The organism is Kitasatospora sp. NBC_01539 (assembly GCF_045040525.1).
In the GTDB taxonomy this organism is placed as follows: Bacteria; Actinomycetota; Actinomycetes; order Streptomycetales; family Streptomycetaceae; genus Kitasatospora.
This window is the reverse complement of the sequence record NZ_CP109390.1, coordinates 2,814,606-2,839,973: the sequence shown is the minus strand read 5'-3', so window position 1 is coordinate 2,839,973 and position 25,368 is coordinate 2,814,606. Positions and strand designations below refer to the sequence as shown.

At 72.9% G+C, this 25,368-nt stretch carries 18 protein-coding genes; 8 read left to right on the top strand and 10 right to left on the bottom strand.

The window, feature by feature from the left end; translation table 11 throughout:
* Positions 1–103: 103 nt before the first annotated feature.
* The 6 genes from OG335_RS12180 to OG335_RS12155 form a co-directional block, all read right to left on the bottom strand.
* The gene (locus OG335_RS12180) at positions 104–607 is read right to left on the bottom strand and encodes a MaoC family dehydratase (protein WP_405011109.1); all 504 of its coding nucleotides are present in this window, start codon (positions 605–607) and stop codon (positions 104–106) included.
* Positions 608–659: 52 nt separating this feature from the next.
* The gene (locus OG335_RS12175) at positions 660–1,622 is read right to left on the bottom strand and encodes an HpcH/HpaI aldolase/citrate lyase family protein (RefSeq protein WP_405011108.1); all 963 of its coding nucleotides are present in this window, start codon (positions 1,620–1,622) and stop codon (positions 660–662) included.
* 22 nt (positions 1,623–1,644) lie between these two features.
* A complete protein-coding gene (locus OG335_RS12170; RefSeq protein ID WP_405011107.1) occupies positions 1,645–3,681 on the bottom strand; it encodes a protein meaA in 2,037 nt (678 codons plus the stop codon).
* Positions 3,681–5,018 (bottom strand): crotonyl-CoA carboxylase/reductase, encoded by a 1,338-nt coding sequence (ccrA, locus tag OG335_RS12165; protein WP_405011106.1) that lies wholly within the window; start codon positions 5,016–5,018, stop codon positions 3,681–3,683. Before ccrA ends, OG335_RS12170 begins: the two co-directional genes overlap by 1 nt.
* Positions 5,019–5,388: 370 nt before the next feature.
* Positions 5,389–6,297, bottom strand: a complete 909-nt coding sequence (locus tag OG335_RS12160) for a TetR family transcriptional regulator (protein WP_405011105.1) — start codon at positions 6,295–6,297, stop codon at positions 5,389–5,391.
* Positions 6,298–6,574: 277 nt separating this feature from the next.
* Positions 6,575–8,350 (bottom strand): 3-hydroxyacyl-CoA dehydrogenase family protein, encoded by a 1,776-nt coding sequence (locus tag OG335_RS12155; protein WP_405011104.1) that lies wholly within the window; start codon positions 8,348–8,350, stop codon positions 6,575–6,577.
* 439 nt (positions 8,351–8,789) lie between these two features.
* Here OG335_RS12155 and OG335_RS12150 point away from each other — a divergent pair, with 439 nt between their 5' ends.
* On the top strand, positions 8,790–9,350 hold the full coding sequence (locus tag OG335_RS12150) for a Uma2 family endonuclease (RefSeq protein WP_405011103.1): 561 nt from the start codon (positions 8,790–8,792) through the stop codon (positions 9,348–9,350).
* Positions 9,351–9,416: 66 nt separating this feature from the next.
* Here OG335_RS12150 and OG335_RS12145 read toward each other — a convergent pair whose 3' ends face one another.
* Both OG335_RS12145 and OG335_RS12140 read right to left on the bottom strand, forming a co-directional pair.
* The gene (locus tag OG335_RS12145; RefSeq protein WP_405011102.1) at positions 9,417–10,916 is read right to left on the bottom strand and encodes an MFS transporter; all 1,500 of its coding nucleotides are present in this window, start codon (positions 10,914–10,916) and stop codon (positions 9,417–9,419) included.
* A 41-nt stretch (positions 10,917–10,957) separates the two neighbouring features.
* A complete protein-coding gene (locus OG335_RS12140; RefSeq protein WP_405011101.1) occupies positions 10,958–11,599 on the bottom strand; it encodes a TetR/AcrR family transcriptional regulator in 642 nt (213 codons plus the stop codon).
* A 207-nt stretch (positions 11,600–11,806) separates the two neighbouring features.
* Here OG335_RS12140 and OG335_RS12135 point away from each other — a divergent pair, with 207 nt between their 5' ends.
* Positions 11,807–13,222 carry a glutamine synthetase gene (locus OG335_RS12135; RefSeq protein ID WP_405011100.1) on the top strand — a complete coding sequence of 472 codons (1,416 nt, stop codon included), beginning with the start codon at positions 11,807–11,809 and terminating at the stop codon, positions 13,220–13,222.
* A gap of 3 nt (positions 13,223–13,225) precedes the next feature.
* Positions 13,226–14,302: an amidohydrolase family protein gene (locus OG335_RS12130; protein WP_405011099.1), complete on the top strand. Its 1,077-nt coding sequence runs from the start codon at positions 13,226–13,228 to the stop codon at positions 14,300–14,302.
* Positions 14,303–14,322: 20 nt separating this feature from the next.
* On the opposite strand, the gene OG335_RS12125 is transcribed toward OG335_RS12130, so the two are convergent.
* Positions 14,323–15,897, bottom strand: a complete 1,575-nt coding sequence (locus OG335_RS12125; RefSeq protein WP_405011098.1) for a cellulase family glycosylhydrolase — start codon at positions 15,895–15,897, stop codon at positions 14,323–14,325.
* Positions 15,898–16,117: 220 nt separating this feature from the next.
* Between OG335_RS12125 and OG335_RS12120 the strand changes: the two genes are divergently transcribed.
* Positions 16,118–19,039, top strand: a complete 2,922-nt coding sequence (locus OG335_RS12120) for a glycoside hydrolase family 48 protein (RefSeq protein ID WP_405011097.1) — start codon at positions 16,118–16,120, stop codon at positions 19,037–19,039.
* A gap of 183 nt (positions 19,040–19,222) precedes the next feature.
* On the top strand, positions 19,223–20,713 hold the full coding sequence (locus OG335_RS12115) for a S8 family peptidase (protein WP_405011096.1): 1,491 nt from the start codon (positions 19,223–19,225) through the stop codon (positions 20,711–20,713).
* 134 nt (positions 20,714–20,847) lie between these two features.
* Here OG335_RS12115 and OG335_RS12110 read toward each other — a convergent pair whose 3' ends face one another.
* Positions 20,848–21,741, bottom strand: coding sequence for a HipA family kinase (locus OG335_RS12110; protein WP_405011095.1), 894 nt, complete (start codon positions 21,739–21,741; stop codon positions 20,848–20,850).
* A gap of 128 nt (positions 21,742–21,869) precedes the next feature.
* Between OG335_RS12110 and OG335_RS12105 the strand changes: the two genes are divergently transcribed.
* The 3 genes from OG335_RS12105 (at position 21,870) to OG335_RS12095 (ending at position 25,366) form a co-directional block, all read left to right on the top strand.
* Positions 21,870–22,310 (top strand): SRPBCC family protein, encoded by a 441-nt coding sequence (locus tag OG335_RS12105; protein WP_405011094.1) that lies wholly within the window; start codon positions 21,870–21,872, stop codon positions 22,308–22,310.
* A 123-nt stretch (positions 22,311–22,433) separates the two neighbouring features.
* Positions 22,434–23,597 (top strand): glycosyltransferase, encoded by a 1,164-nt coding sequence (locus OG335_RS12100; protein WP_405011093.1) that lies wholly within the window; start codon positions 22,434–22,436, stop codon positions 23,595–23,597.
* A gap of 278 nt (positions 23,598–23,875) precedes the next feature.
* Positions 23,876–25,366 (top strand): exopolysaccharide biosynthesis polyprenyl glycosylphosphotransferase, encoded by a 1,491-nt coding sequence (locus OG335_RS12095; protein ID WP_405011092.1) that lies wholly within the window; start codon positions 23,876–23,878, stop codon positions 25,364–25,366.
* Positions 25,367–25,368: the final 2 nt, after the last annotated feature.

Here is a 25,368-nt window from a genome sequence, read left to right as displayed (position 1 = left end):
GGAGAGGTGTACGGGGGCCCTGCCGGCGTGGCTGCGGCAGCAGGGCCCCCGAGGGGCCGGGTGGGGCGTGGCCGATGACGGCGGCCTGCCCGTCCGGGGTCCGTCAGGCGCGGGGCTCGGGGCGGCCGGGCTGCTCGCCGCCGCGCGCCAGGGTGTACGTCGCGGTCGGCACCATCACCTTGCGGCGGAAGATGCAGACCACGGTGCCGTCCTGCTTGTAGCCCCTGGTCTCGACGTACACGATGCCGCGGTCGTCCTTGGACTTCGACGGCCACTTGTCGAGGACGGTCGTCTCGCCGTACAGCGTGTCGCCGTGGAAGGTCGGCGCGATGTGGCGCAGCGATTCGATCTCCAGGTTGGCGATGGCCTTGCCGGAGACGTCGGGGACGGACATGCCGAGCAGCAGGGAGTAGATGTAGTTGCCGACGACGACGTTCTTGCCGAAGTCCGTCGTCTTCTCGGCGTAGTTGGTGTCCATGTGGAGCGGGTGGTGGTTCATGGTGAGCAGGCAGAAGAGGTGGTCGTCGTACTCGGTGACCGTCTTTCCGGGCCAGTGCTTGTAGACGGCGCCGACCTCGAACTCTTCGTAGGTGCGTCCGAACTGCATGGGTGTCGTCCTCGGGTGTGTGGTGCGAGCGGGCCGGGCCCGAAAGCAGGGGTCAGCTCTGCGGGGGCTCGAACTTCGAGGTGCGCTCCATGCCTGCCGCGCGGCCCTTGCCGGAGATGACCAGGGCCATCTTGCGGCTGGCCTCGTCGATCATCTCGTCGCCGAGCATGGCGGAGCCCTTGGCGCCGCCCGCCTCGGAGGTGCACCAGTCGTAGGCGTCGAGGATGAGCTCGGCGTGGTCGTAGTCCTCCTGCGCGGGCGAGAAGATCTCGTTCGCGGCGGCGACCTGGTCCGGGTGGAGCACCCACTTGCCGTCGAAGCCCAGTGCGGCGGCGCGGCGGGCCACGGCCTTGTAGCCGTCGGCGTTGCGGATCTGCAGGTAGGGGCCGTCGATGGCCTGCAGGTCGTTGGCGCGGGCGGCCATCAGGATGCGCATCAGGATGTAGTGGTAGGCGTCGGCGTCGTAGCCGGGCGGCTGCTCGCCGACGACGAGGGACTTCATGTTGATCGAGGCCATGAAGTCGGCGGGGCCGAAGATGATCGTCTCCAGCCGGGGCGAGGCGGTCGCGATCGCGTCGACGTTGATCAGGCCCTTGGCGTTCTCGATCTGCGCCTCGATGCCGATCCTGCCGACCTCGAAGCCCATGGTCTTCTCGATCTGGGTGAGCAGCAGGTCGAGGGCCTTGACCTGCTCGGCGTCCTGCACCTTCGGCAGCATGATGCAGTCGAGGTTGGGGCCGGCGCCCTCGACGACGGTGATGACGTCGCGGTACGTCCAGTGGGTCGTCCAGTCGTTGACCCGGACGACCTTGGTCTTGGCGCCCCAGTCGCCGTTGTTCAGCGCGTCGACGATGTTGTGCCGGGCGCTCTCCTTGACCAGCGGGGCGCACGCGTCCTCCAGGTCGAGGAAGACCTGGTCGGCGGGCAGGCCCTGGGCCTTCTCCAGGAAGCGCGGGTTGCTGCCGGGTACGGCCAGGCAGGAACGGCGGGGCCGGAGGCGGTCGGAGGTGGTCATGAGGGTGGTACGTCCTTCCCGGTCAGCTGCTCGCGTGGGCCCCGTCGGCCGACGGGTGCAGGGCGGCCCACGGCTGGAGCCTGTTGGCGAGCCGGATCTCGTCGACGATCCGGCCGATGATGGTGGTGATGCCGAAGTCCTTCGGTGTGAAGACCGCGGCGACACCGGCGGCCTTCAGGGCCTCGGCGTCCGCTGCCGGGATGATGCCACCGACGATCACGGGCACATCCTCCACCCCGGCACGCCGCAGGCGCTGCAGCACGTCGGGCACGAGCTCGGGGTGGGCGCCGGAGAGGATCGACAGCCCCACGCAGTGGACGTCCTCCGCCACGGCGGCGGAGACGATCTGCTCCGGGGTGAGCCGGATGCCCTGGTAGACCACCTCGAAGCCGGCGTCGCGGGCGCGGACCGCGATCTGCTCGGCACCGTTGGAGTGGCCGTCCAGGCCGGGCTTGCCGACGAGCAGGCGCAGCTTGCCCGTGCCGAGCTCCGCGGCCGTCGCGGTGACCGCCTCGCGGACGGCGGCGAGTTCGCCGCCCGGCTCGGCCGCGACGGCGACCGGGGCACCGCCCACGCCGGTGGGTGCCCGGTACTCGCCGAACACGTCGCGCAGGGCGAACGACCACTCGCCGGTGGTCACGCCGGCGCGGGCGCAGGCGAGGGTGGCGGGCACCAGGTTGTCGGTGGTGGCCGCGGTGGCCTTCAGCCGCTCCAGGGCGGCCCGGGCGGCGGTCTCGTCGCGTTCGGCCTGCCAGCGCTCCAGGCCGGCGAGCACGGACCGCTCGGAGGCCGGGTCGACGACCATGATGGCCGTGTCGAGGTCGGCCGTCAGCGGGCTCTCCTCGGTGGTGTCGAAGCAGTTGACCCCGACGATCCTGTCCTCGCCGGCCTCGATGCGGGCGCGGCGGGCCGCGTGCGAGGAGACCAGGTTGGACTTCAGGTAGCCGGACTCGACGGCCGGGATGACCCCGCCCATGTCCAGCACCTTGGCGATCTCCGCCTCGGCGCCGGCGAGCAGCTCGGCGGTCTTGGTCTCGATCACCTCGGAGCCGTTGAAGATGTCGCCGTACTCCAGGAGGTCGGACTCGTAGGCGAGCACCTGCTGGATGCGCAGCGACCACTGCTGGTCCCACGGGCGGGGCAGGCCGAGGGCCTCGTTCCACGCGGGGAGCTGGACGGCGCGGGCGCGGGCGTCCTTGGAGAGCGTGACGGCGAGCATCTCCAGCACGATCCGCTGGACGTTGTTCTCCGGCTGCGCCTCGGTGAGGCCGAGCGAGTTGACCTGCACGCCGTACCGGAAGCGCCGCTGCTTGGTGTCCTCGATGCCGTACCGCTCGCGCGTGACCTTCTCCCACAGCCGTGAGAAGGCCCGCATCTTGCACATCTCCTCGACGAAGCGGACGCCCGCGTTGACGAAGAAGGAGATGCGGCCGACGACCTCGCCCATCCGCTCGGCCGGCACCTGGCCGGAGTCGCGGACGGCGTCGAGGACGGCGATCGCGGTGCACATCGAGTACGCGATCTCCTGGACGGGGGTGGCCCCCGCCTCCTGCAGGTGGTAGCTGCAGATGTTGATCGGGTTCCACTTGGGGAGGTTCGCGACCGTGTAGGCGATCATGTCGGTGATCAGGCGGACGGACGGTCCCGGCGGGAAGACGTGCGTCCCGCGGGACAGGTACTCCTTGACGATGTCGTTCTGGGTGGTGCCGGTGAGCTTGGCGACGTCGGCGCCCTGCTCCTCGGCGACCACCTGGTAGAGCGCCAGCAGCCACATCGCGGTGGCGTTGATCGTCATGGAGGTGTTGGTCTGTTCGAGCGGGATGCCGTCGAACAGGGCACGCATGTCACCGACGTGGCCCACCGGCACGCCGACCCGGCCGACCTCGCCGCGGGCGAGGACGTGGTCGGAGTCGTAGCCGGTCTGGGTGGGCAGGTCGAAGGCCACGGAGAGGCCCGTCTGACCCTTCGCCAGGTTCCGCCGGTAGAGCGCGTTGGAGTCGCTCGCGGTGGAGTGGCCTGCATAGGTCCGCATCAGCCACGGACGGTCGCGGTCCGCCATCAGATGTTCCGGAAGCGGTTGATCGCGTCGAGGTGCTTGGCGCGGAACTCGGGGTCGGAGACGCCGAGGCCCTCCTCGGGGGCGAGGCAGAGCACGCCGACCTTGCCCTGGTGCTTGTTGTGGTGCACGTCGAGGGCGGCCTGGCCGGTCTCGTCCAGGGAGTAGACCTTGGAGAGGGTCGGGTGGATCTTGCCCTTGGCGACGAGGCGGTTGGCCTCCCACGCCTCGCGGTAGTTGGCGAAGTGCGAACCGACGATGCGCTTGAGCGACATCCACAGGTAGCGGTTGTCGTACTGGTGCATGAAGCCGGAGGTGGAGGCGCAGGTGACGATGGTGCCGCCCTTGCGGGTGACGTAGACGGAGGCGCCGAAGGTCTCGCGGCCCGGGTGCTCGAAGACGATGTCGACGTCCTCGCCGCCGGTCAGCTCGCGGATCCGGCCGCCCAGGCGCTTCCACTCGCGCGGGTCCTGGGTGTTCTCGTCCTTCCAGAAGCGGTACGCCTCGGCACTGCGGTCGATGATCGCCTCGGCGCCCATCGCCCGGCAGATGTCGGCCTTCTGGTCGTTGGAGACCACGCAGATCGGGGTGGCGCCGCCGGCCAGCGCGTACTGGGTGGCGTACGAGCCGAGGCCGCCGCTGGCGCCCCAGATCAGCACGTTGTCGCCCTGCTTCATGCCGGCGCCGTTCTGCGACACCAGCTGGCGGTAGGCGGTGGAGTTCACCAGGCCGGGGGAGGCGGCCTCCTCCCAGGTGAGGTGCTTCGGCTTGGGCATCAGCTGGTTGGTCTTGACGAGGGCCAGCTGCGCCAGGCCGCCGAAGTTGGTCTCGAAGCCCCAGATGCGCTGCTCCGGGTCCATCATCGTGTCGTTGTGGCCGTCCGAGGACTCCAGCTCGACCGAGAGGCAGTGCGCGACGACCTCGTCGCCGGGCTTCCAGGCGTTGACGCCGGCGCCGGTGCGCAGGACGACGCCCGCGAGGTCGGAGCCGAGCACGTGGTACGGCAGGTCGTGGCGCTTGGTGAGCGGGGAGAGCCGGCCGTACCGCTCCAGGAAGCCGAAGGTGGAGACCGGCTCGTAGATCGAGCTCCACACCGTGTTGTAGTTCACGGCGCTCGCCATGACGGCGACCAGCGCCTCGCCCGGGCCGAGCTCGGGGAGGGCGACCTCGTCCAGGTGGAGCGACTTGCGGGGGTCCTTGTCGCGGCTGTCGAGGCCCGCGAACATCTGCTCCTCGTCCTTGTGGAGCGTCACCGCCCGGTAGGACTCCGGCAGCGGGATCGCGGCGAAGTCCGCCGAGGTGCTGTCGGAGCTGAGGATCGCGTCGAGGATTTCGTTCATGGCTGCCTCCGAAGGCGTACCTGTGTGAGGGCACAGGGCGTCTGGGGGAGCCGGGAGCGGACACCGGCTTCGCTGAGGGTCTGTGGGTGGAAGGAGGCGACGGTCCGAGGTGTGGAGTGTCGCCAGGGTGGTGCTCGACCCCGAGGTCTGGGGACGCCGGACACGGCGCGCCGAGGTGGGGAGCCGCGGCGCCGCGACTGGTGAGTAACACGTTAATGGCACCCTGTGCCACGCGTAAAGACACCGGGTGTCACCAGTTCGAGTGATGTAAATCGCTGTTCGGCGGCGGTCGGCCCGTCACGCGCGACGGCCCGCCCCGGAGGTCCGGGACGGGCCGTGGAAACTGCTTTGACCTGCGGTGATTGCGGGTTCAGGCCGTTCGGGGGGTGCTGAGGGCGGACCTGATCGAGTCCAGGACGAGGTCGAGCGGGGCGTCGGTGCGGGCCACTGTGATGAGCACCTCACCGCCGGGGCTGGCGCTCAGGGCGCTCACCGCGGCCGCCTCCAGCGCCGATCCGCCCTCCCCACTGGCACCGGGTGCCACCACGGCACCCCGGCGCCGCACGCCGCTCGGCGGCGTCGCCCAGAAGGTGCGCCGGATGACCTCGAAGGAGTGGTCGAGCTGCGCCTCCACGTCACCCAGACCGCCGGCCCGCAGCCAGCGCCGCAGCACGTGGTTGTGCGCCGCGACCACGGCTGCCGCGGACACCTCGGCGAGCATCGAGTCGTCGTCCCCGCCGTGCTGCCAGCCCGGCGGGATCTGCTCGGAGGCGTCGAACCGGCCCAGCAGGTACCGGGTGAACAGCCGCTCGTACCGTGCCACGACCGCGATCTCCCGCTCGCGCAGCGCCGGCACCTGCCGGATCAGCTGGTAGCGCGCCACCGAGACGCCCGGCGTGGAGGCGTACATCCGCAGCACCTCCTTGATGCCGCGGCAGACCACGTCCAGCGGGTGCTCGTCCTGCTCGGCGCTGGCCAGCAGGTCGGCGACCCGGATCAGGGTGTCGTCGTGGTCCGGGAAGATCGCCTCTTCCTTGGAGCGGAAGTAGCGGAAGAACGTCCGCCGCGCCACGCCCGCCTCGGCGGCGATCTGATCGACCGTCGTCTCCTCGTAGCCCTGGTTGGCGAACAGGTCCATCGCTGCCGACGCCAGCTCCTGGCGCATCTGCCGGCGCTGGGCCGCCGCGCGCCGGCTGCCCGCCCCGCCCTCGGCGGGGCGGGCGGTGTCCGCGGGTCCGCGCGACGGCCGGGCCGGCGCGGACGACTCTTCCCGATCCATGCCCGGAACGCTACACGCCCCCGGCACCGCCCCGGCCGGCCTCACCCGCCTGACCGGTGCCACCGGCGGCACCGGCGCAGGCCGGGACCAGCGCGGCGAGGCCGCGGCCGGGTTCCACGCGGGCCCGCCGCCCGGTCCGACGGTGCTCCGAGGCGGTCTGCCCCCTGGCTCGGTGTTCATCTGCGACTCCTTGCAGCGACGGCGGCCGGTCGTGTCCGTGTGGTGCGGGGCGGCCGCCGCCGTGCGCCCGGGGGCTGCACGGCGACGGCCTCCGGCGTCAGCGCCGGGCGTGGTCGCGGAAGCCGCGTCCGGTCTTGCGGCCCAGGCAGCCGGCCGCGACCAGGTGCTCCAGCAGCGGCGCGGCGGCCAGGCCGGGCTCGCGGAACTCCTGGTGCAGCACCTTCTCGATGGTCAGCGAGACGTCCAGGCCGACGACGTCCAGCAGTTCGAACGGGCCCATCGGGTAGCCGCAGCCGAGCTTCATCGCGGTGTCGATGTCGTCGACGGTGGCGTAGTGCTCCTGCAGCATCCGCACCGCGTCGTTCAGGTAGGGGAAGAGCAGCGCGTTGACGATGAAGCCGGCCCGGTCGCCGCACTCCACCGGGTGCTTCCGCACCTTCGTGCACAGGTCGAGCACGGTGGAGGTGACGTCCGGGGAGGTCAGCACGGTCGAGACGACCTCGACGAGCTTCATGGCCGGCGCCGGGTTGAAGAAGTGCATGCCGATCACGTCGTGCGGCCGCGAGGTGGCCGTCGCGCAGCTGATCACCGGCAGGCTGGAGGTGGTGGTCGCGAGCACCGCACCCGGCTTGACGATCTTGTCGAGGACGGCGAAGAGGTCCCGCTTGACCGCGAGGTCCTCGGCGACCGCCTCCACGACGAGGTCGACCCCGGCGAGGTCCGCGTAGCTCCCGGTCGCCGTGACCAGGGCGAGCGCCGCGTCCCGCTGCTCCGCGGCCAGCCGGCCGCGTGAGACCGAGCGCTCCAGCGACTTCGCGAGCTGCGCCTTGGCGCGGTCGGCCTTCTCCTGGCTGCGTGCCGCGAGCAGCACGGGCAGGCCCGCCTTGGCGAACACCTCGACGATGCCGGTCGCCATGGTGCCGGAGCCGCAGACGCCGACGCTCGCCACCGGACGTCCGGCGACCCGCGCCGTGCCGCCCGCGGAGGCCTCCGCGACGGCCCGCGACGAGCCGGGCGCGTCGTACGCGTAGAAGCCCCGGCCGGTCTTGCGGCCGAGCAGGCCCGCGGCGACCAGCTGGCCCAGGATCGGCGCCGGCGCGTGCAGGCGGTCCCTGGACTGCTCGTACATCGCCTCCAGCACGGTGCGCGCGGTGTCGATGCCGATCAGGTCGAGCAGGGCCAGCGGGCCCATCGGCAGGCCGCAGCCGAGCCGCATCGCCGCGTCGATGTCCTCGCGGGTCGCGTAGCGCGACTCCAGCATCGCGGCGGCCTGGTTGAGGTAGGCGAAGAGCAGGCCGTTGACGATGAACCCGGCCCGGTCGCCCGCCGCGACCGGCTCCTTGCCGAGCTCGCGGGCGAACGCGGCGGCCTCCTCCGAGGCCTGCGGGGACGTCAGCACGGTGCGCACGACCTCGACCAGCTTCATGGTGTGCACCGGGTTGAAGAAGTGCAGGCCCAGCACGCGCTCCGGGCGGGCGGTGGCGGCGGCGATCCGGGTCACCGACAGTGCGGTGGTACCGGTCGCGAGCACCGTCTCCGGCGGGCAGATCCGGTCGAGTTCGGCGAAGATCTCCCGCTTCAGCTCCAGCTGTTCGGGCACCTCCTCGATCACGAGGTCGGCGGTGGCGGCGGCGTCGAGCCGGTCGCCCACGGAGATCAGGCCGAGCAGGGCGGTGCGCTCCGCGTCGGTCAGCCGCTCGCGCCGCACCGCACGTGCGGTGGCCTCCTCGATCCGGCCGAGGGCGCGGCCGGCGGCGTCGGCGTCGGCCTCGATGCCGATCACCCGGCGGCCGCTCTGCGCGATGGCCACGGCGATGCCGGCACCCATGGTGCCGAGACCGACGACGGCGACGGTGGGGAAGGGACGCTCCATTGTCCAGACTCCTTGAAATGGGGCCCCGCGCCGCGCTCCGGCGCGGCCGGACCGCTCGGCGGCGAGCGTCGGCCGGTGCGCTGGAGGAGGGTGTGGCGGCGCGGGAGTGCGGGAGGGCGGGTACGGCTCCGCGCGGCACGGACCGGTCCGCTCCGGTCGTGCCGCGGGTGTGCCGACGTGCTCAGGCGCGCTGAGGAAAAGGGCGGGTCGGCGCGTGCGTGCCGCGCCGTGAACGGCCCGAGGGCCGGTGACCACACACCCGGGCGACCGCGTCGTGCCGCGGTGCCGACCACGCCGGTGCGGCTCCCGAGGCCCGGCGCTGGTGCGTGCGGTCACTGTAGCGGAGTTACCGGCGGGTAGGAAGAGGGCTTCGGCCCCCGCGAAGGTCGTGCGCGTCGTACCGTGGCCGCGCCGCCCGAAGGAGGAGACCACGGCCGCCATGACGACGGATCGACCCCGGATGGAACGCGACGCCTTCGAGGCCATCGCCATGACCGCCGCCCGGGAGAACGTCACGCTCGAACTGATCGGCGGCAGGATCGGAGTCAAGCCGGCGCCCGACGGCGACCACGGCGAGATCGTCATGTGGCTGTTGGAGCGCTGCCTGCAGCAGCGTCCGGACCTACGCCTCTACCCCGGGCGGGGCCTCAAGGTGGAGAGCTGCCGCAGCGGCCGGGCCAGGCCCGACGGCGCGCTCACCGCTCGGGGCACGTTCGCCGGCCAGGGCGAGTGGGCGGAGCCGCAGGGGGTGCTCATGGTCGTCGAGGTGACCTCCCACGACGCGGACGCCGACCGGCGGGACCGGGTGGAGAAGCCCGCCGCGTACATCCCCGTCTACCTGCTGGTGGACCGGGACGCCCGGTCGGTGACGGTCTTCAGCGAGCCGGAGCACGGCGCCTACACCAGCGCCGTCACCCTCTCCTACGGGCACACCGTGGTGCTGCCCGACCCGGTGGGCGTCACCCTCGACACCGAGGACCTCAAGGCGTACGTGCGCTGAGCGCGGACGCGGAACGGCCCGCCGGGAGGTCCCGGCGGGCCGTTCGTGCGTGCGTGCGGTACGGCGTCAGTGCGCCATGACCGGGATCGCGTCCTCCTTGGCGGCACCCTCGCCGGTGGCGGACATGTCCGGCTTGCCGGTGTTGATCAGGAAGCCGGCGGCCGCGGCGGCGAGCACCAGGATCCCGAACGACCACCAGATCGCGGTCGAGAAGCCGTGCACCATGCCCTGCAGCTGGAGCAGCTGCTGCGGGGAGCCGTCCTTGGCGTGCGAGGCGAGGTACGCGGTGGTGGCGCTGGCCGCGATGGTGTTGAGCAGCGCGGTGCCGATGGCGCCGCCGACCTGCTGCGAGGTGTTGACCATCGCGGAGGCGATGCCCGCGTCGCGCGGCTGGACGCCGTGCGTGGACAGGCTCATGGCGGGCATGAACGCGGTGCCCATGCCGAGGCCCATGAGGATCAGACCGGGCAGGATCAGCGCCGGGTAGGAGCTGCCGACGTCGATCTGGGTCAGGATCAGCATGCCGACGGAGGCGGTCAGGAAGCCCGGCACCATGAGCAGCCGCGGGGCGACCCGGGTCATCAGGCGGGCGCCGATCTGGGTCGAGCCGGTGATCATGCCCGCGACCATCGGCAGGAAGGCCAGGCCGCTGGTGACCGGGGAGTACCCGAGGACGACCTGCAGGTAGTAGGTCAGGAACAGGAACAGGCCGAACATGCCGATGATGGCGAGACCCAGCGAGAGGTAGACACCGCCGCGGTTGCGCTCGGTGACGACGCGCAGCGGCAGCAGCGGCGCCGCGACCTTGCTCTCGACGAGCACGAACGCGCCCAGCAGCACGGCGGCGGCGACGAAGAAGCCGATCGTGGTGCCGGAGGCCCAGCCGTCCGACTCGGCGCGGGTGAAGGCGTAGACCAGCGAGACGAGGCCGGAGGTGACGAGCAGCACGCCCGGGATGTCCAGGCGGTTGCGGTTGCGGCTGCCGGTGGGCTCCTTGATCACCAGGACCGCGCCGGCGATGGCGACGGCGGCGAACGGGATGTTGACGTAGAAGGTCCAGCGCCAGTTCAGGTACTCGGTGAGCAGACCGCCGAGGATCAGGCCGATGGCACCGCCACCGCCCGCGATGGCGCCGTAGATGCCGAACGCCTTCGCGCGCTCCTTGGCGTCGGTGAACATCACGGCCAGCAGCGACAGCGCCGCCGGGGCGAGCAGGGCGCCGAAGACGCCCTGGAGGGCGCGGGAGCCGAGCAGCATCGGCGTGTTGACGGCCGCGCCGCCGAGGGCCGAGGCGAGGGCGAAGCCGACGAGGCCGACGGTGAAGGTGCGCTTGCGGCCCCACAGGTCGGCGATCCGGCCGCCGAAGAGCAGCAGTCCGCCGAAGGCGAGCGCGTAGGCGGTGATCACCCACTGGCGGTTGCCGTCGGAGATGCCGAGGTCGTGCTGCGCGGACGGCAGGGCGATGTTCACGACGGTCGCGTCGAGCACGACCATCAGCTGGGCCAGGCCGATGAAGGCGAGAGCCTTCCAGCGGCGCGGATCGGCCTGGAGGCCGGTGTCGGACATGGGGGTACCCACTAACGGTGCGAGGAGAGCTACGGGGACGGTCAGCAGGCGCGCTTCAGGTCGTCGAGCGACACGGGGCGGCCCGGAAGTACGGAGGGTGCCGGTGCGCGCAGGCCGTCCAGGAAGACCTGCAGGTGCCGGTGGAGGAACTGGTCGAGGTCGATGCATCCGGTGCCCGGGAGCGGGCGGGTGAGCTGAATGACACCGAGGAAGTAGTCGCCGACGCCGATGTCGGCGCGCAGCTGCCCGGACGCGTGGGCGCGCGCGATCAGTTCCGCGGTGGCCTGCTTCAGGCGCAGGCGGGCACTCTCCAGCTCGGGGTTGTCGTGGTCGATGTGGTCGGCGAGCATCGGGCAGAGTGCGCCGATCCGCTCGTCCGCGGCGATGTGGGTGAAACGGCTGAGCGCCTCGAAGGCGTCCGGCTCGCGGAGCCCGGCCTCGGCGTGTTCCAGCACCCGTGACAGGACGGACAGCGTGACGTGGTGCAGCAGGTCGCGGCGGTCGGCGAAATGACGGTACAGCGTCGCGTTGCCGACGCCGGCCCGCCGGGCGATCTCGTCGAGCGGAGCCTCCGCGCCGATCTCGACGAGCGTCTCCCGGGCGGCACCGATGATGCGCGCACGGTTCCGGCTGGCGTCCGCACGGAGCCGCGGGCCGGCCGGACGGCTGCTGACGGTGGTCATGCGGACTCCTTTCCATTCCGGGGAGTCTCTCCCCGTTTGTGCGGACGATGGTCTAAACGGGGAAAGACTCCCCGTTGATTCCCGATCGAATGTGAGCTGCGTCACACCGGTCGAATCGGCGCAAAAGAACAGAATAATTCACCCGTGGGGGCGGCCGCCGCGGTGCGCCCCCGGCCCGCCGCGCACGACGGCGGCAGCATGGTCCGCATGGGCCCAGCACAGGACACCGACGGCAGCACCGCACCGGGCGACGGCAGCCCCGCCCCCCGCCCGGCCGCCCGGGCCACGCCCGCCCGGAGCGCGGACGACCGGGCCGAACAGGCACACCGCACCGCCGCCGGGCTGACCGCGGCCGGCATCGACGCCGTCGCCCTCGGCTGGGTCGACAACGCCGGGATCACCCGCGCCAAGGCCGTGCCGGTGGCACGGCTCCCGCACGCCGTCCGGCACGGCGTCGGCGCCTCCCCCTGCTTCGACTCCTTCCTCCTCGACGACTCGACGGCCCCCGGCGCCAGCCCCGTCGGCGACCTCCGGCTCGTCCCCGACCTGGACGCGCTGACGCCGCTCGCCGCCCAGCCGGGCTGGGCCTGGGCCCCCGTCGACCGCCGCACCCAGGCCGGCGGGCCCCACCCGGGCTGCCAGCGCGGGTTCGCCCGCCGGGCCGAACAGGCGCTCGCCGCCCGCGGCCTGGAGGTGCTGGCCGGCTTCGAGATCGAATGGACCGTCGAGGATCAGGACGCCGCGCGGGAGGCCGCGGACGACACCGGCGCCGCCTACGGCATGGACCGGCTCGTCGCCCGCTCCGACTACCTCCGCGCCGTGCTCCGGGCACTCACCGAGCAGCGGCTCGACGTGCTGCAGATCCACCCCGAGTACGCACCCGGCCAGTTCGAGGTGTCGGTCGCACCCGACACCCCCGTCCGGGCCGCCGACACCGCGCTGCTCGTCCGCCAGACCGTCCGCGCCGTCTCGGCACGGCACGGGCTGCGGGTCTCCTTCGCCCCGGTGGTCGCCGAGGGCGGCGTCGGCAACGGCTGCCACCTGCACCTCAGCCTCTGGCAGGACGGCCGCAACCTCGGCAGCGGCGGCCCGGGCCGGCACGGCCTCACCGCCCGCGCCGAGGCGTTCCTCGCCGGGGTGCTGGAGGCACTGCCCGCCCTGCTGGTGCTCGGCGCACCCAGCCCCGCCAGCCGCCTGCGGCTCGTCCCCGGGCGCTGGTCCGGCCCCTACCGCTGCTGGGGGCTGGAGAACCGGGAGGCCGCGCTGCGCCTGATCACCGGCTCGGCGCCGGAGCAGGCCAACGCCGAGATCAAGTGCTTCGACGCGGCCGCCAACCCCTACCTCGCGGTCGGCGGGGTGCTCGCGGCCGGCCTGGCCGGCCTCGACGCGGGCCTGCGGCTGCCCGGGGAGGTGCCCGGCGACCCCGCGCTCGCGCACGGCGTCGAACGGCTGCCGCACGACCAGGCGGCCGCCCTCGCCGCCTACCGGGCCGACGGCGCGCTCCGGGCGGCGATGGGGGAGGAGCTGTACCGGGCGGTGCTGGCCGTCCGGACGGCCGAGACGGAGCTGTTCCGGGGCCGCGACGACCGGGAGGTCATCGCCGCCACCCGCCGGCGGTACTGACCGGTGCTCGTCGACCAGCACTGCCACGGCGTGGCCGTCGCCGACCTCGACGAGGCGGAGTTCGGCGCACTGATCACCGAGTCCGACCGGCCGCCCGCGCCGGGCACCTCCCCCTTCGACAGCGCGATCGGGCTGGCGGTGCGCCGCTGGTGCCCGCCGCTGCTCGGCCTGCCCCCGCTCGCCGGACCCGACGCCTACCTGGAGGCCCGCAGGGCCGCCGGGGCGGACGCCGTGACCCGCCGGATGCTGGCCGCCGCAGGCTTCACCGACCTGCTGGTCGACACCGGCCTGACCGAGGCGGGCGGCCGCCCGCTGCTTCCGCCGGACGGCCTCGCGGCGCTCGCCGGAGCCCGGGTGCACGAGGTGGTGCGGCTGGAGTCGGTCGCGGCGACCGTCCGCTGCGCCGCCCCGGCGTGGCCGGAGGCGGTCGGCGAGGCGCTCGCCGCGGCGTGCGCGGGGGCCGTCGCGGTGAAGTCGGTGTTGGCGTACCGCTGGGGGCTGGACGTCCCGGCGGCCCCGCCGACCCGGGCGGAGGTGGTGCGGGCGGCCGCGGGCCGCACGGACGGGCCGGTCGCCGACCCGGTGCTGCTGCGCCACCTGCTGTGGCAGGGGGTCGCCACGGGGCTGCCGGTGCAGCTGCACACCGGCTTCGGCGACCCCGACCTGCGGCTGCACCGGGCCGACCCGGCGCTGCTGGTGGACTTCGTGCGCGCGGTCGAGCCGTCCGGGGTGCCGCTGGTGCTGCTGCACGGCTACCCGTACCACCGGCAGGCGGCGTGGCTCGCGCAGGCGTTCCCGCACGTGTACGCGGACGTCGGTCTCACGCTGTCGTACGCCGGGCCGCGGGCCGCGGCGGTGCTCGGCGAGGTGCTCGAACTCGCCCCGTTCGGCAAGGTGGTGTTCTCCACCGACGCGTACGGCCTGCCGGAGCTGTACGCGGTCGGCGCGGCGCAGTTCCGGCACGCGCTCGCCGCGGTGCTGGACGGCTGGCGCGCCGACGGCGCCTGCACGGAGGCCGACGCGGTGCGGATCACCGGGCTGCTGTCGTACGGCAACGCCCGCCGGCTGTACGGGATCTGACGGCCGGCGGGCGTCGGGGATCAGCCGATCGCGAGGAAGTGGTCGCGCAGGCCGACGCCGAAGTTGGTCGGCGTGCCGTCGTAGTTGCTGATCAGCGACGGGCCGGAGCCGCAGTCCCAGGTGTTCCACGTCCAGCCGAGGTAGCTCAGCTTCTTGGCGTCGAACCAGGACATCACCTGGTCGATGAAGCCGTGGCTGCAGGTGTTCTCGCCGATCTCACCGGCCACCAGCGGCACCTGGGCCGCGACGGGGGAGAGCGTCGAGTCCCAGCAGGACGCGGTGGAGCAGGTGTTGAAGTTGTACACGTGCCAGGCCGCGGCGAGGTTGCCGGTGGAGTCGGTCGGCTTGTGGGTCAGCCACTGGCCGAGGTCGTTCGAGTAGGCGAGGCCGCCGAGCAGGATGACGTTCTGGGCGCCGGTCGCGCGGACGGTGTTGACCAGCGTCTGGAAACCGCTGACCGGGTAGGAGATGCCGGGGCAGGCGCTGCCGCCGTCGCGCCAGCAGAGCCAGCCCTGGGCGGTGGACGACTCGGAGCGGTCCGGGTAGGGCTCGTTGAACAGGTCGAAGACGATCTGGGTCGAGCCCTTGAAGGTGTCGGCCACGGAGGTCCAGAAGGGCACCGCGTTGGCGCCCGGCATCGGCTTCTGGCAGGTGGCGTTCACGTCGGAGCAGCCGGACGAGTTGCCGGTGTACTGGCCGCGGCTCCAGTGCATCTCGACGATCGGGGTGAGGCCGGCGCCGCGCAGGGCGTCGACCCATCCCTTGATCGCCGTACGGTAGTTGGCACCGCCGTAGGCCGCGTTGACGTTGGAGGTGCCGAGCCAGCAGTCCTCGTTGAGCGGAACGCGTACGGCGTTGACGTGCCAGCTCTTGATGGCGTTGATCGCGGCGGTGTCCACCGGACCGTCGAAGAAGCCGTAGCCCTGGACGCACATGAACTCGGTGCCGGAGCGGTTGACGCCGTGCAGCGTGACGGTCGCGCCCGAGGCGTCGACCAGCTTGTTGCCCGAGACGTGCAGGGAGGGTGCCGTGCCGGTGCCGCCGGTGGGGGAGGCGGAGGTGCTCGGCGAGGCGGACGCGCTGGGCGAGGCCGAGCTGCTGGGCGACGCCGACGCGCTGGGCGAGGCGGAGGCGGACGGCGACGGCGACGGCGACGGGCTGGCCGACGTGGGCGAGGCGCCGTTGCAGGCGAGGCCGTTGACGGCGAAGGCGGTCGGCGCGGTGTTGGTGCCGCTGTAGGCGAAGTTGGCGCCGGCGGTGACCGAGCCGCCGGCGGCGATGGTGGCGGCGTACGACGGGTTGACGACGGTGACGTTCTTGCCGGACTGCGACCAGACGCCGTTCCAGCCGGTGCCGGAGAGCGTCTGGTTGCCGGCGTAGGAGTAGGTCAGCGACCAGCCGTTGAGCGCGGCGGTGCCGACGTTGTTGATCTTGACGTTGGCAGTGAAGCCACTGCCCCAGTCGTTGACGGTGTAGTCGACCGTACAGGCCGTGGTGGCGGCCGACGCGGTGCCGGGACTGATGACGGCGAGCCCGGCGGCGGCGGTCGCGACGAGCGCGGATCCGAGGGCCAGGGCGGTGCTGCGGAGGGACATTTCCGCTCCTCGTGAGAGTGCATTGTGGGCGCGCTCCCACAGGCCCGCCCAGAAACATAGCCAGCGGCAAGGGAGTTGCCAAGCCTCTCTGCTGCGCAATCTCTTGACACGCCCTTAACCCGTCCTCATCCTTGGGAGCGCTCCCACAGAACCTGTACCGAATCGAGCGCGTGTGCATCGCCGCCTCGCCGTCGAATTCCCCCACCCGCAGGAGCCGTGAATGGCACCCCCCACCCCTTCCCGTACCACCAGGCTGTCCACGCTCGGCGTCTCCCTCGCCGTGCTCGCGGCCGGTCTCACCACGATGGTCGCGAACCCCGCCGTGGCCGCCGCGGTCCAGTGTTCGGTGGACTACTCCGCCAACGACTGGGGCAGTGGCTTCACTGCCAACGTCAAGATCAACAACGTCGGCACCGCCGCGCTCAACGGCTGGTCGCTGACCTACTCCTACGCCGGCAACCAGACGCTCTCCGGCACCGGCTGGAACGGCGTCTGGTCGCAGTCCGGCAAGAACGTCACCGTCGTCAACCCGTCGTACGCCACCGCCATCCCGGCGGGCGGCAACGCGACGGCGGGCGCCAACTTCGCCTACAGCGGCACCAACACCGCGCCGACCGCCTTCTCGGTCAACGGCACGGCCTGCAACGGTGCCCACGCCGCGCCGACCGTCGCGCTCACCAGCCCCACGGCGGGCGCGAGTTACGCCGCGGGCGCGACCATCCCGCTGGCCGCGAGCGCGAGCGCGGCCGACGGCGCGACCATCAGCAAGGTGGAGTTCTACGACAACACCACGCTGCTCGGCACCGCCACCAGCGCGCCCTACACCTTCAGCTGGACGGGCGCCGCCTCCGGCAGCCACTCCGTCTACGCGAAGGCGTACGACAGCCTGGGTGCCAGCAAGGAGTCGACCCCGGCGGGCGTCACCGTCGCGGCCGGGCCGTCGATCACCGCGGTGCCGACCACGCTGTCCGTGACCCAGGGCAAGACCGGCACCTTCGCGCTCAAGCTGTCCTCGCAGCCCACCGCGAACGTCACCGTCACCACCACCCGCACCGCGGGCAACACCGGGCTCGCCGTCAGCGGTGGCACGACGCTGACCTTCACCCCGTCCAACTGGTCGACCGCTCAGACCGTCACGCTGACGGCCGACGCCGCGTCCACTGGTTCGGCGACCTTCACCTCGGCGGCCACGGGCTACACCAGCTCCGTCGTCACGGTGACCGAGCTCGCGGCCGGCACCGGCGTCTACGACGACCGGTTCCTGCAGCTCTACAACAAGATCAAGGCTCCGGCCAACGGGTACTTCTCGCCCGAGGGCATCCCGTACCACTCGGTGGAGACCCTGCTCGTCGAGGCGCCCGACCAGGGCCACGAGACCACCTCCGAGGCCTACAGCTACCTGCTGTGGCTGGAGGCGCAGTACGGCCGGGTCACCAAGGACTGGACGAAGTTCAACTCGGCGTGGACGCTCATGGAAACCTACATGATCCCCACGCACGCCGATCAGTCGACGAACTCGTTCTACAACGCGAGCAAGCCGGCCACCTACGCCCCCGAGCACCCGCTGCCGAGCGACTACCCGTCGCAGATGGACAGTGCGGTCACGCCGGGCAACGACCCGATCGCGGCCGAGCTGAAGAGCGCCTACGGCACCGACGACGTCTACGGCATGCACTGGCTGCAGGACGTCGACAACGTGTACGGCTACGGCAACTCGCCCGGCAAGTGCGAGGCCGGCCCGACCGACACCGGCCCGTCCTACATCAACACCTACCAGCGCGGCCCGCAGGAGTCCGTCTGGGAGACCATTCCCCAGCCGACCTGCGACAAGTTCGCCTACGGCGGCAAGAACGGCTACCTTGACCTGTTCATCAAGGACACGAGCTACGCCAAGCAGTGGAAGTACACCGACGCCCCGGACGCCGACGCGCGCGCCATCCAGGCCGCCTACTGGGCCGACACGTGGGCCAAGGCCCAGGGCAACGGCACCCAGGTCGCGACGACCGTCGCCAAGGCCGGCAAGATGGGCGACTACCTGCGGTACTCGTTCTTCGACAAGTACTTCAAGCAGATCGGCAACTGCACCAGCCCGACCGCCTGCCCCGCGGGCAACGGCAAGACCAGCGAGCACTACCTGCTCTCCTGGTACTACGCCTGGGGCGGCGCCACCGACGCCAGCGCCGGCTGGGCCTGGCGCATCGGTGACAGCTCCGCGCACGGCGGCTACCAGAACCCGATGGCCGCGTACGCCCTGGTGAACAACGCCGCCCTGGCCCCCAAGTCGACCACCGGCAAGTCCGACTGGACCACCAGCCTCGGCCGCCAGGTCGAGTTCCTGCAGTGGCTGCAGTCCAGCGAGGGCGCGATCGCCGGCGGTGCCACCAACAGCTGGGACGGTGCCTACGGCACCCCGCCGGCCGGCACCCCGACCTTCTACGGCATGTCGTACGAAGAGGCGCCGGTCTACCACGACCCGCCGTCCAACCAGTGGTTCGGCTTCCAGGCCTGGGGCGTCGAGCGCCTCGCGGAGTACTACTACGCGAGCGGTGACGCCAAGGCCAAGGCGGTGCTGGACAAGTGGGTGAGCTGGGCGCTCGCCAACACCACGTTCAACGCCAACGGGACCTTCAAGATCCCGTCCACGCTGGCCTGGACCGGCAAGCCCGACACCTGGAACGCCACCACCCCGGGTGCCAACACCGGCCTCCACGTGAGCGTCGTCGACTACACCCAGGACGTCGGCGTCGCGGGCTCCTACGCCAAGCTCCTGGCGTACTACGCCAAGAAGTCCGGCAACGCCGCGGCGAAGACCGCCGCGCAGAAGCTGCTCGACGGCATGTGGGCCAACAACCAGGACGCCCTCGGCGTCTCGGTGCCGGAGACCCGGACGGACTACAGCCGGTTCAACGACTCCGTCTCGGTGCCCTCGGGCTGGACGGGCACCATGCCCAACGGTGACCCGATCAACTCGTCGTCCACCTTCCTCTCCATCCGCTCCTTCCTCAAGAACGACCCGGACTTCGCCAAGGTCCAGACCTACCTGAACGGCGGCGCCGCGCCGACGTTCACCTACCACCGCTTCTGGGCGCAGGCGGACATCGCCACCGCGCTCGCGACGTACGGTGAGCTGTTCAACTCCTGACACACCGACAGGACAGGTGCCCGGCCCGACTGACAGCGGGTCGGGCACCGCCGTTTCCGTGTGTGCATTCCGTGTACGCCTGCCTCTTGCGCGTGACCGTGATCTTTCAATAGCGTCCGAGCACTCACGTGCCCGCCGTCGAACACCGCGTGCACACCACGAGACTCGGGAGGGTCAACCCCTATGAGTGTTCCCCGGATACGCCGGACCAGGTCGGTGGCGCTGGGCATCGCCCTCGTCGCGGCGGGCACCCTCGCCCTGCCGTCCGCCACCGCATCGGCGGCCGGCTCCGCGGATGCGCCCGGCCCGCTGCTCAGCTACGTCGTGAACACGAAGGCCGACCACGGCCACGTGAAGAAGGCCGAGCGCGAGATCGCCGCACTCGGCGGCACCGTGGTGGTCTCGTACGAGCAGATCGGCGTCGTCGTCGCCCGTTCGACGGACGCGCAGTTCGCCGCCGAGCTCCGGAAGTCGAAGGCCGTCGAGTCGGTCGGCGCCAGCCGCACCGCCGGCATCGTGCAGGCCAACGACGTGGAGGTGGCCGAACCGGCCACCGTGCCCGCGGCGGCCCCCGCCGACGGCTCCGAGCCGCTCTGGGCCAACCAGTGGGACATGCGCCAGATCGGCGTCGACAAGGCCCACGCCACCACGCTCGGCAGTCGCCGTGTCGTCGTCGGCATCCTCGACTCCGGCATCGACGCCACCCACGAGGACCTCGCCGCCAACGTCGACGCCTCGCTCTCCGCCTCCTGCATCGACGGCGGCAAGGCCGACACCTCCTGGCAGTCCTGGCAGCCCACCACCAGCGACCACGGCACCCACGTCGCCGGCACCGTCGCGGCCGCCAAGAACGGCAAGGGCATCGAGGGCATCGCCCCCGGCGTCCGCCTCGCCGCGGTCAAGGTCGTCGACGACGGCGGCTTCATCTACCCCGAGTACGCGATCTGCGGCTTCGTCTGGGCCGGCGAGCACCACTTCCAGGTGACCAACAACAGCTACTACATCGACCCGTGGCTGTTCACCTGCAAGAACGACCCCGACCAGGCCGCCATCACCACCGCCGTCAAGCGGGCGGTCGCCTTCTCGCAGCGCAAGGGCGTGCTCAGCGTCGCCGCCGCTGGCAACGAGAACATCGACCTCGCGCACAAGACCACCGACACCACCAGCCCGGACGACACCACCCCGGTGCCCCGCCCGGTCGACGGCGCCTGCCTCTCGCTGCCCACCGAGCTGCCCGGCATCGTCGCCACCTCGTCCGTCGGCGTGAAGGGCGACAAGTCCTTCTACTCCACGTACGGCTTCGGCAAGGTCGCCGTGGCGGCGCCCGGCGGCGACTCCCGCTACCAGCTGCCGGACACCCCGGACAAGAACGGCCGGGTGCTCTCGACCGTGCCCGGCAACCGCTACGCCTACATGCAGGGCACCTCGATGGCGTCCCCGCACGCCGCCGGCGTCGCCGCGCTGCTCGCCAGCACCCACCCGTGGGCCGGCCCGGACCAGCTGCGCGCCATGCTGCTGCACCAGGCCGCCGAGCACGCCTGCCCGTCCGCGCCCTACGACCCGAGCGGCGACGGCGCCTGGGCCGCCGTCTGCGAGGGCGGCCCGCACGACAACGGCTTCTACGGCGCGGGCGTCGTGGACGCCGCCGCGGCCGCCCAGTGGTGGCGGCTGTGAGCCGCCACCGCGGCTAAAACGGGTCCGACCATCGCGAATGGTCAGACCCGCCCCAGCCGAGAACGCCTGCCCCGTCCGGGATTTCGCGCCCGGGCGGGGCAGCGTGCTCGCCGGGGGTGCGGAGTGGCGGCGCGTCAGCCGACGTGCCGGCTCCAGTCGGCCTCGACCTGTGCCTTCCCGTGGCGGTTCGGCACCTGCTTGAGCCAGTCCGGACGGGCCGCCAGGGTGGCCGCCGCCCGGCGCGCCTCCGCCTCCCGCAGCTCCTCCGCGGTGGCGAACTCCGCGGGCAGCCACGCGGCGGAGCCGGCCGCCCGCTCCGCCAGGTGGGCGACGTACGCCGCCCGCACCGCGGCCGCCGAGTCGAAGCCCGGCTCGTCCGCGAGCCAGGCGTCCGGTACGAGCCCGACGACCTCGCACAGCAGCTCCTCGGTGACCCGGGGTGCGAGTTCGGCGTCGGCGGCCGCGACGGCGGGCCGGTACGCGCCGAGCGCGTGCGCGCTCATCGGGTACGGCTTGAGCACCGACGCGGCCGCACCCGACCAGCGGTGGTGGAAGATCAGGCCGGCGCCGTTGTCGATCAGCCACAGCCGGCCGTGCCAGACCATGAGGTTGGGGTTGTGCACGGTGCGGTCGACGTTGCCGGTCAGGGCGTCGAGCCAGACCACCCGGCCGGCCTCCGACGCGTCCACCGGCAGGCTGCCCGGGGTGAAGTCCCGGGCGCCGGGCAGGAGGTCCATGCCCAGGTTGAGCCCGGGGCTGCCCCGCAGGATGTCCTGGATCTCCGGGTCCGGTTCGTGCGCGGCGACCGCCGGGTCGAAGTCGACGAGCACCAGCGGCGGCACCCGCAGGCCCAGCCGCCGGGCCAGCTCGCCCACCACCACCTCGGCCACCAGCGCCTTGCGGCCCTGCGCGGCGCCGGTGAACTTCACCACGTAGGTGCCCAGGTCGTCGGTCTCGACCACCCCGGGCACCGAACCCCCGGCGCGGAGCGGGTCGACGTAGCGGAGGGCGGTCACCTGATCGAGCACACCGGCCAGCCTAACCCGGGCCCGCCGGGGTGAGCCGCGGGAGCGGCCGGGCCGGTGTGGTTGGCTTGGGTGCGATCGGCCGCCCTCCGCGGGAGGACGGCGGCGAAGTCCACCGAAGGAGAGCCCCCATGGGCAAGGTCCAGGCCACCACCGAGCGGGTCTACCAGGCCTCCCCGAAGCGGGTGTACGAGGCGCTGGCCGACTACGCCACCGTCCGTCCCCGGCTGCTGCCCGAGCAGTACAGCGGCTTCGAGGTCCGCGAGGGCGGCACCGGCGCGGGCACCGTGGTGCACTGGCGGCTGCAGGCGACGGAGAAGCGCGTCCGCGACTGCGTGTTCACCGTGACCGAGCCGCGCCCGGAGACGCTCGTCGAGACCGACGCCAACTCCAGCATGGTGATCACCTGGACGGTCACCGCGGCCGGCGAGGGCGCGGCCCGGGTCGTGGTCGACGCCTCCTGGCAGGGGGCCGGCGGCGTCGGCGGCTTCTTCGAGCGCACCTTCGCCCCCAAGGGCCTGAACCGCATCCACGGCGCGCTGCTCGCCCGCCTCGCGGAGGAGGTCGAGTAGGTCCGCCCGTACGGACGAACGAGGGAACACCCGTACGGTGCGGCGCGCCGTACGGGTGGTGATTTTCACCGGGAAGTGTGACGCCCGGGCCCGCGCGGCGAGCCCCAACCTAGGCTCGCCGCCGTGCATCTGACGATCCTTCATGCAGCTCAGCCGGTCGAGGGCGGTGTCGCCCGCGTGGTGGTGGACCTCGTCCGCGGCCAGCGCGCGGCGGGCCACCGCGTGCTGGTGGCGTGTCCGCCCGGCGGCCGGCTCGGCCCGGAGGCGGCCGCCGCCGGCGCCGAACTCCTCGACTGGCCCGCCGGGCGCTCCCCGGGCCCGTCCACCGCGGGCGAGGCGCTGCGGCTGCGGCGGATCGTCCGCGCGGCCGCGCCCGACGTGCTGCACCTGCACAGCGCGAAGGCCGGCCTGGCGGGCCGGCTCGCCGTGCACGGCACCGTGCCGACGGTCTTCCAGCCGCACGCCTGGTCGTTCGCCGCCGTCGAGGGCCGTCTCGCCGCCGCCGGGGTCCGCTGGGAGCGGTTCGCCGCCCGGTGGGCGGGGGCGTTGCTGTGCGTCAGCGAGCAGGAGCGTGTCGACGGGGTGTCCGCGGGCGTCGACGCCGCCTGGCAGGTGGTGCCGAACGGCGTCGACCTGGTCCGCCACGGCCCGGCCGGTGCCGGCGAGCGCCGCGCCGCCCGGGCCGCGCTGCTGCCCGCAGCCCCCGGTCTCGACCCGGACGCGCCGCTCGCGGTCTGCCTGGGGCGGCTGTGCCGGCAGAAGGGCCAGGACGTGCTCCTCGACGCGTGGCCGCAGGTGGCCCGGGCGGTGCCCGGCGCCGGACTGGTGCTGGTCGGCGGCGGACCCGACGCGGCGGCCCTGGCGGCGCGGGCCCGCGGGCTGTCCCGGGTGCACCTGGCGGGCGACGTCGCCGACCCGCGGCCGTGGCTGGCCGCCGCCGACCTGGTCGTGCTGCCCTCCCGGTGGGAGGGCATGGCGCTGGCGCCGCTGGAGGCGATGGCGGCGGCCCGGCCCGTGCTGCTCACGGACGTGCCCGGGGCCCGGGAGTGCCTGCCCGCCGGGCAGCTGCCGGTGCCTCCCGGCGACCCGGTGGCGCTGGCCGAACGCCTGGCCGGTTCGCTGGCCGATCCGGCCGCCTGTGCCCGGCGCGGGGAGCTGGCCCGGGCGCACGTCGCCCGCCGGCACGACGTGCGGACGGTGGTGGCGCAGGTCGAGGCGGTGTACCGCGCCCTGCTGCCGGCGGGCTCGGCCGGGCGGTCCGATTCCCGTGTCCCCCAGGGAGTCTGATCGTTTATCCGACTGTGCGTGCTTTCCGCGGGGCGGGCCGGTCGGGGCCGGCGGCCGGCGGGGGAGCCGTGCACCGGTCGTCCGACAGTCCGACGAATGAGCAGGTGGAAGACACGGCACGCCAACTCGCCGTCCCGACAACGACGATCGCTAATGTCTGAGTTTGCCTGTTTCGTACCCGTTCGGAGGGTCGGCTGTGCCGTGCCCCGCGCCGGGCCGGTGCGATCCGGCCGGCCGCCCCGCGACGGCGGCTGCACAGCAGGGGAGTCCGCGCACCGATGACCATTGACCACGAGAGCGTGCCACGGCCGGGCGGGCCCCTGTCCGCCCGGCGGCAGCTCGGCACGGAGCTGCTCGAACGCCCCGCCGCCGGCACCCGGGCCCGTCCGGCGGCGGCCGTCGGCCGCCACCGTCGGCCCCTCCGCTCTCGGGTCGCACTCCCGGCCGCCCTGCTCGGCTCCGACGTCCTCGCCCTCACCGCCGCCGTCGCCCTCACCGCCGCGGCCCGCCCGCTGGCCGCCGCCGCGGTCCTCCTCACCGCCCTGCTCCCGCTCTACGCCGCCGCCGGCCTCTACCGCACCCGCCTCACCGTCTCCGCCCTCGACGACCTGCCCGCCCTCGCCACCCGCGCCGCCGTCGCCGCGGCCTTCGCCGTGACCCTCGACGCCTGCCTCGGCTCCGGCCACCCGGCCGGCACCGGCTCCGCCCTGCGCCTCGCCGGCCTCCTCGCCGCCCACACCCTGCTGGCCTGCCTCGCCCGCGCCGCCGTCTACCGCAGGCTGCGCCGCGCCCGCCGCCGCCGGCCGAGCCCCACCCTCGTCCTCGGCGCCGGCCAGACCGCCCAGCGGATCGCCGCCGCCCTCCTCGACCACCGCGAGTACGGCCTGCGGCCCGTCGGCTACCTCGACTCCGGGCCCGCCCTGCTCGCCCCCGACGCCCCCCTGCGCATCCTCGGCGGCCACGACGCCGTGGAGAGCCAGATCCGCCGCAAGCGCATCCGGCACGTCGTCGCCACCGAGGGCACCGCCGACGACGCCGCGACCGCGGCCGCCCTGCGCACCGCCGCCCGGCTCGGCTGCCGGGTCTGGGTCGTGCCGCAGCTGCGCGAGTACGCGGCCCTCGGCCGCCGCGGCACCGACCAGCTGTGGGGCTTCCCCTGCCTGGCCCTCGCCCGTCCGGCCCTGCACCGGCCCGGCTGGCTCGCCAAGCGCGCCGTCGACGTCTCCGCCGCCGGCCTCGGGCTGCTGCTGCTCTCCCCGCTGCTCGCCGCCGTCGCCCTGGCCGTCCGCTGCGACACCGGCCCCGGCGTGCTCTTCCGCCAGCAGCGCACCGGCCTCGACGGCCAGGTCTTCACGCTCCTCAAGTTCCGTACGCTGCGCCCGAGCAACGAGCACGAGTCGGCGACCCGCTGGAACATCTCGCACGACCACCGGATGGGCACCGTCGGCCGTCTGCTGCGCCGCACCTCGCTGGACGAGCTGCCGCAGCTGTGGAACGTCGTCCGCGGCGACATGAGCCTCGTCGGCCCCCGGCCCGAACGCCCCTACTTCGTCATGCGGTTCGGCCAGGCCTACCCCGAGTACCGGGACCGCCACCGGGTGCCCGTCGGCCTCACCGGCCTCGCCCAGGTCAACGGCCTGCGCGGCGACACCTCCATCGAGGACCGTGCCCGCTTCGACAACCGCTACATCGAGAGCTGGAGCCTCTGGCAGGACGCCAAGATCCTGCTGCGGACCGCCGCCCTCATGCTCCACCCGGACGGGAGCTGACG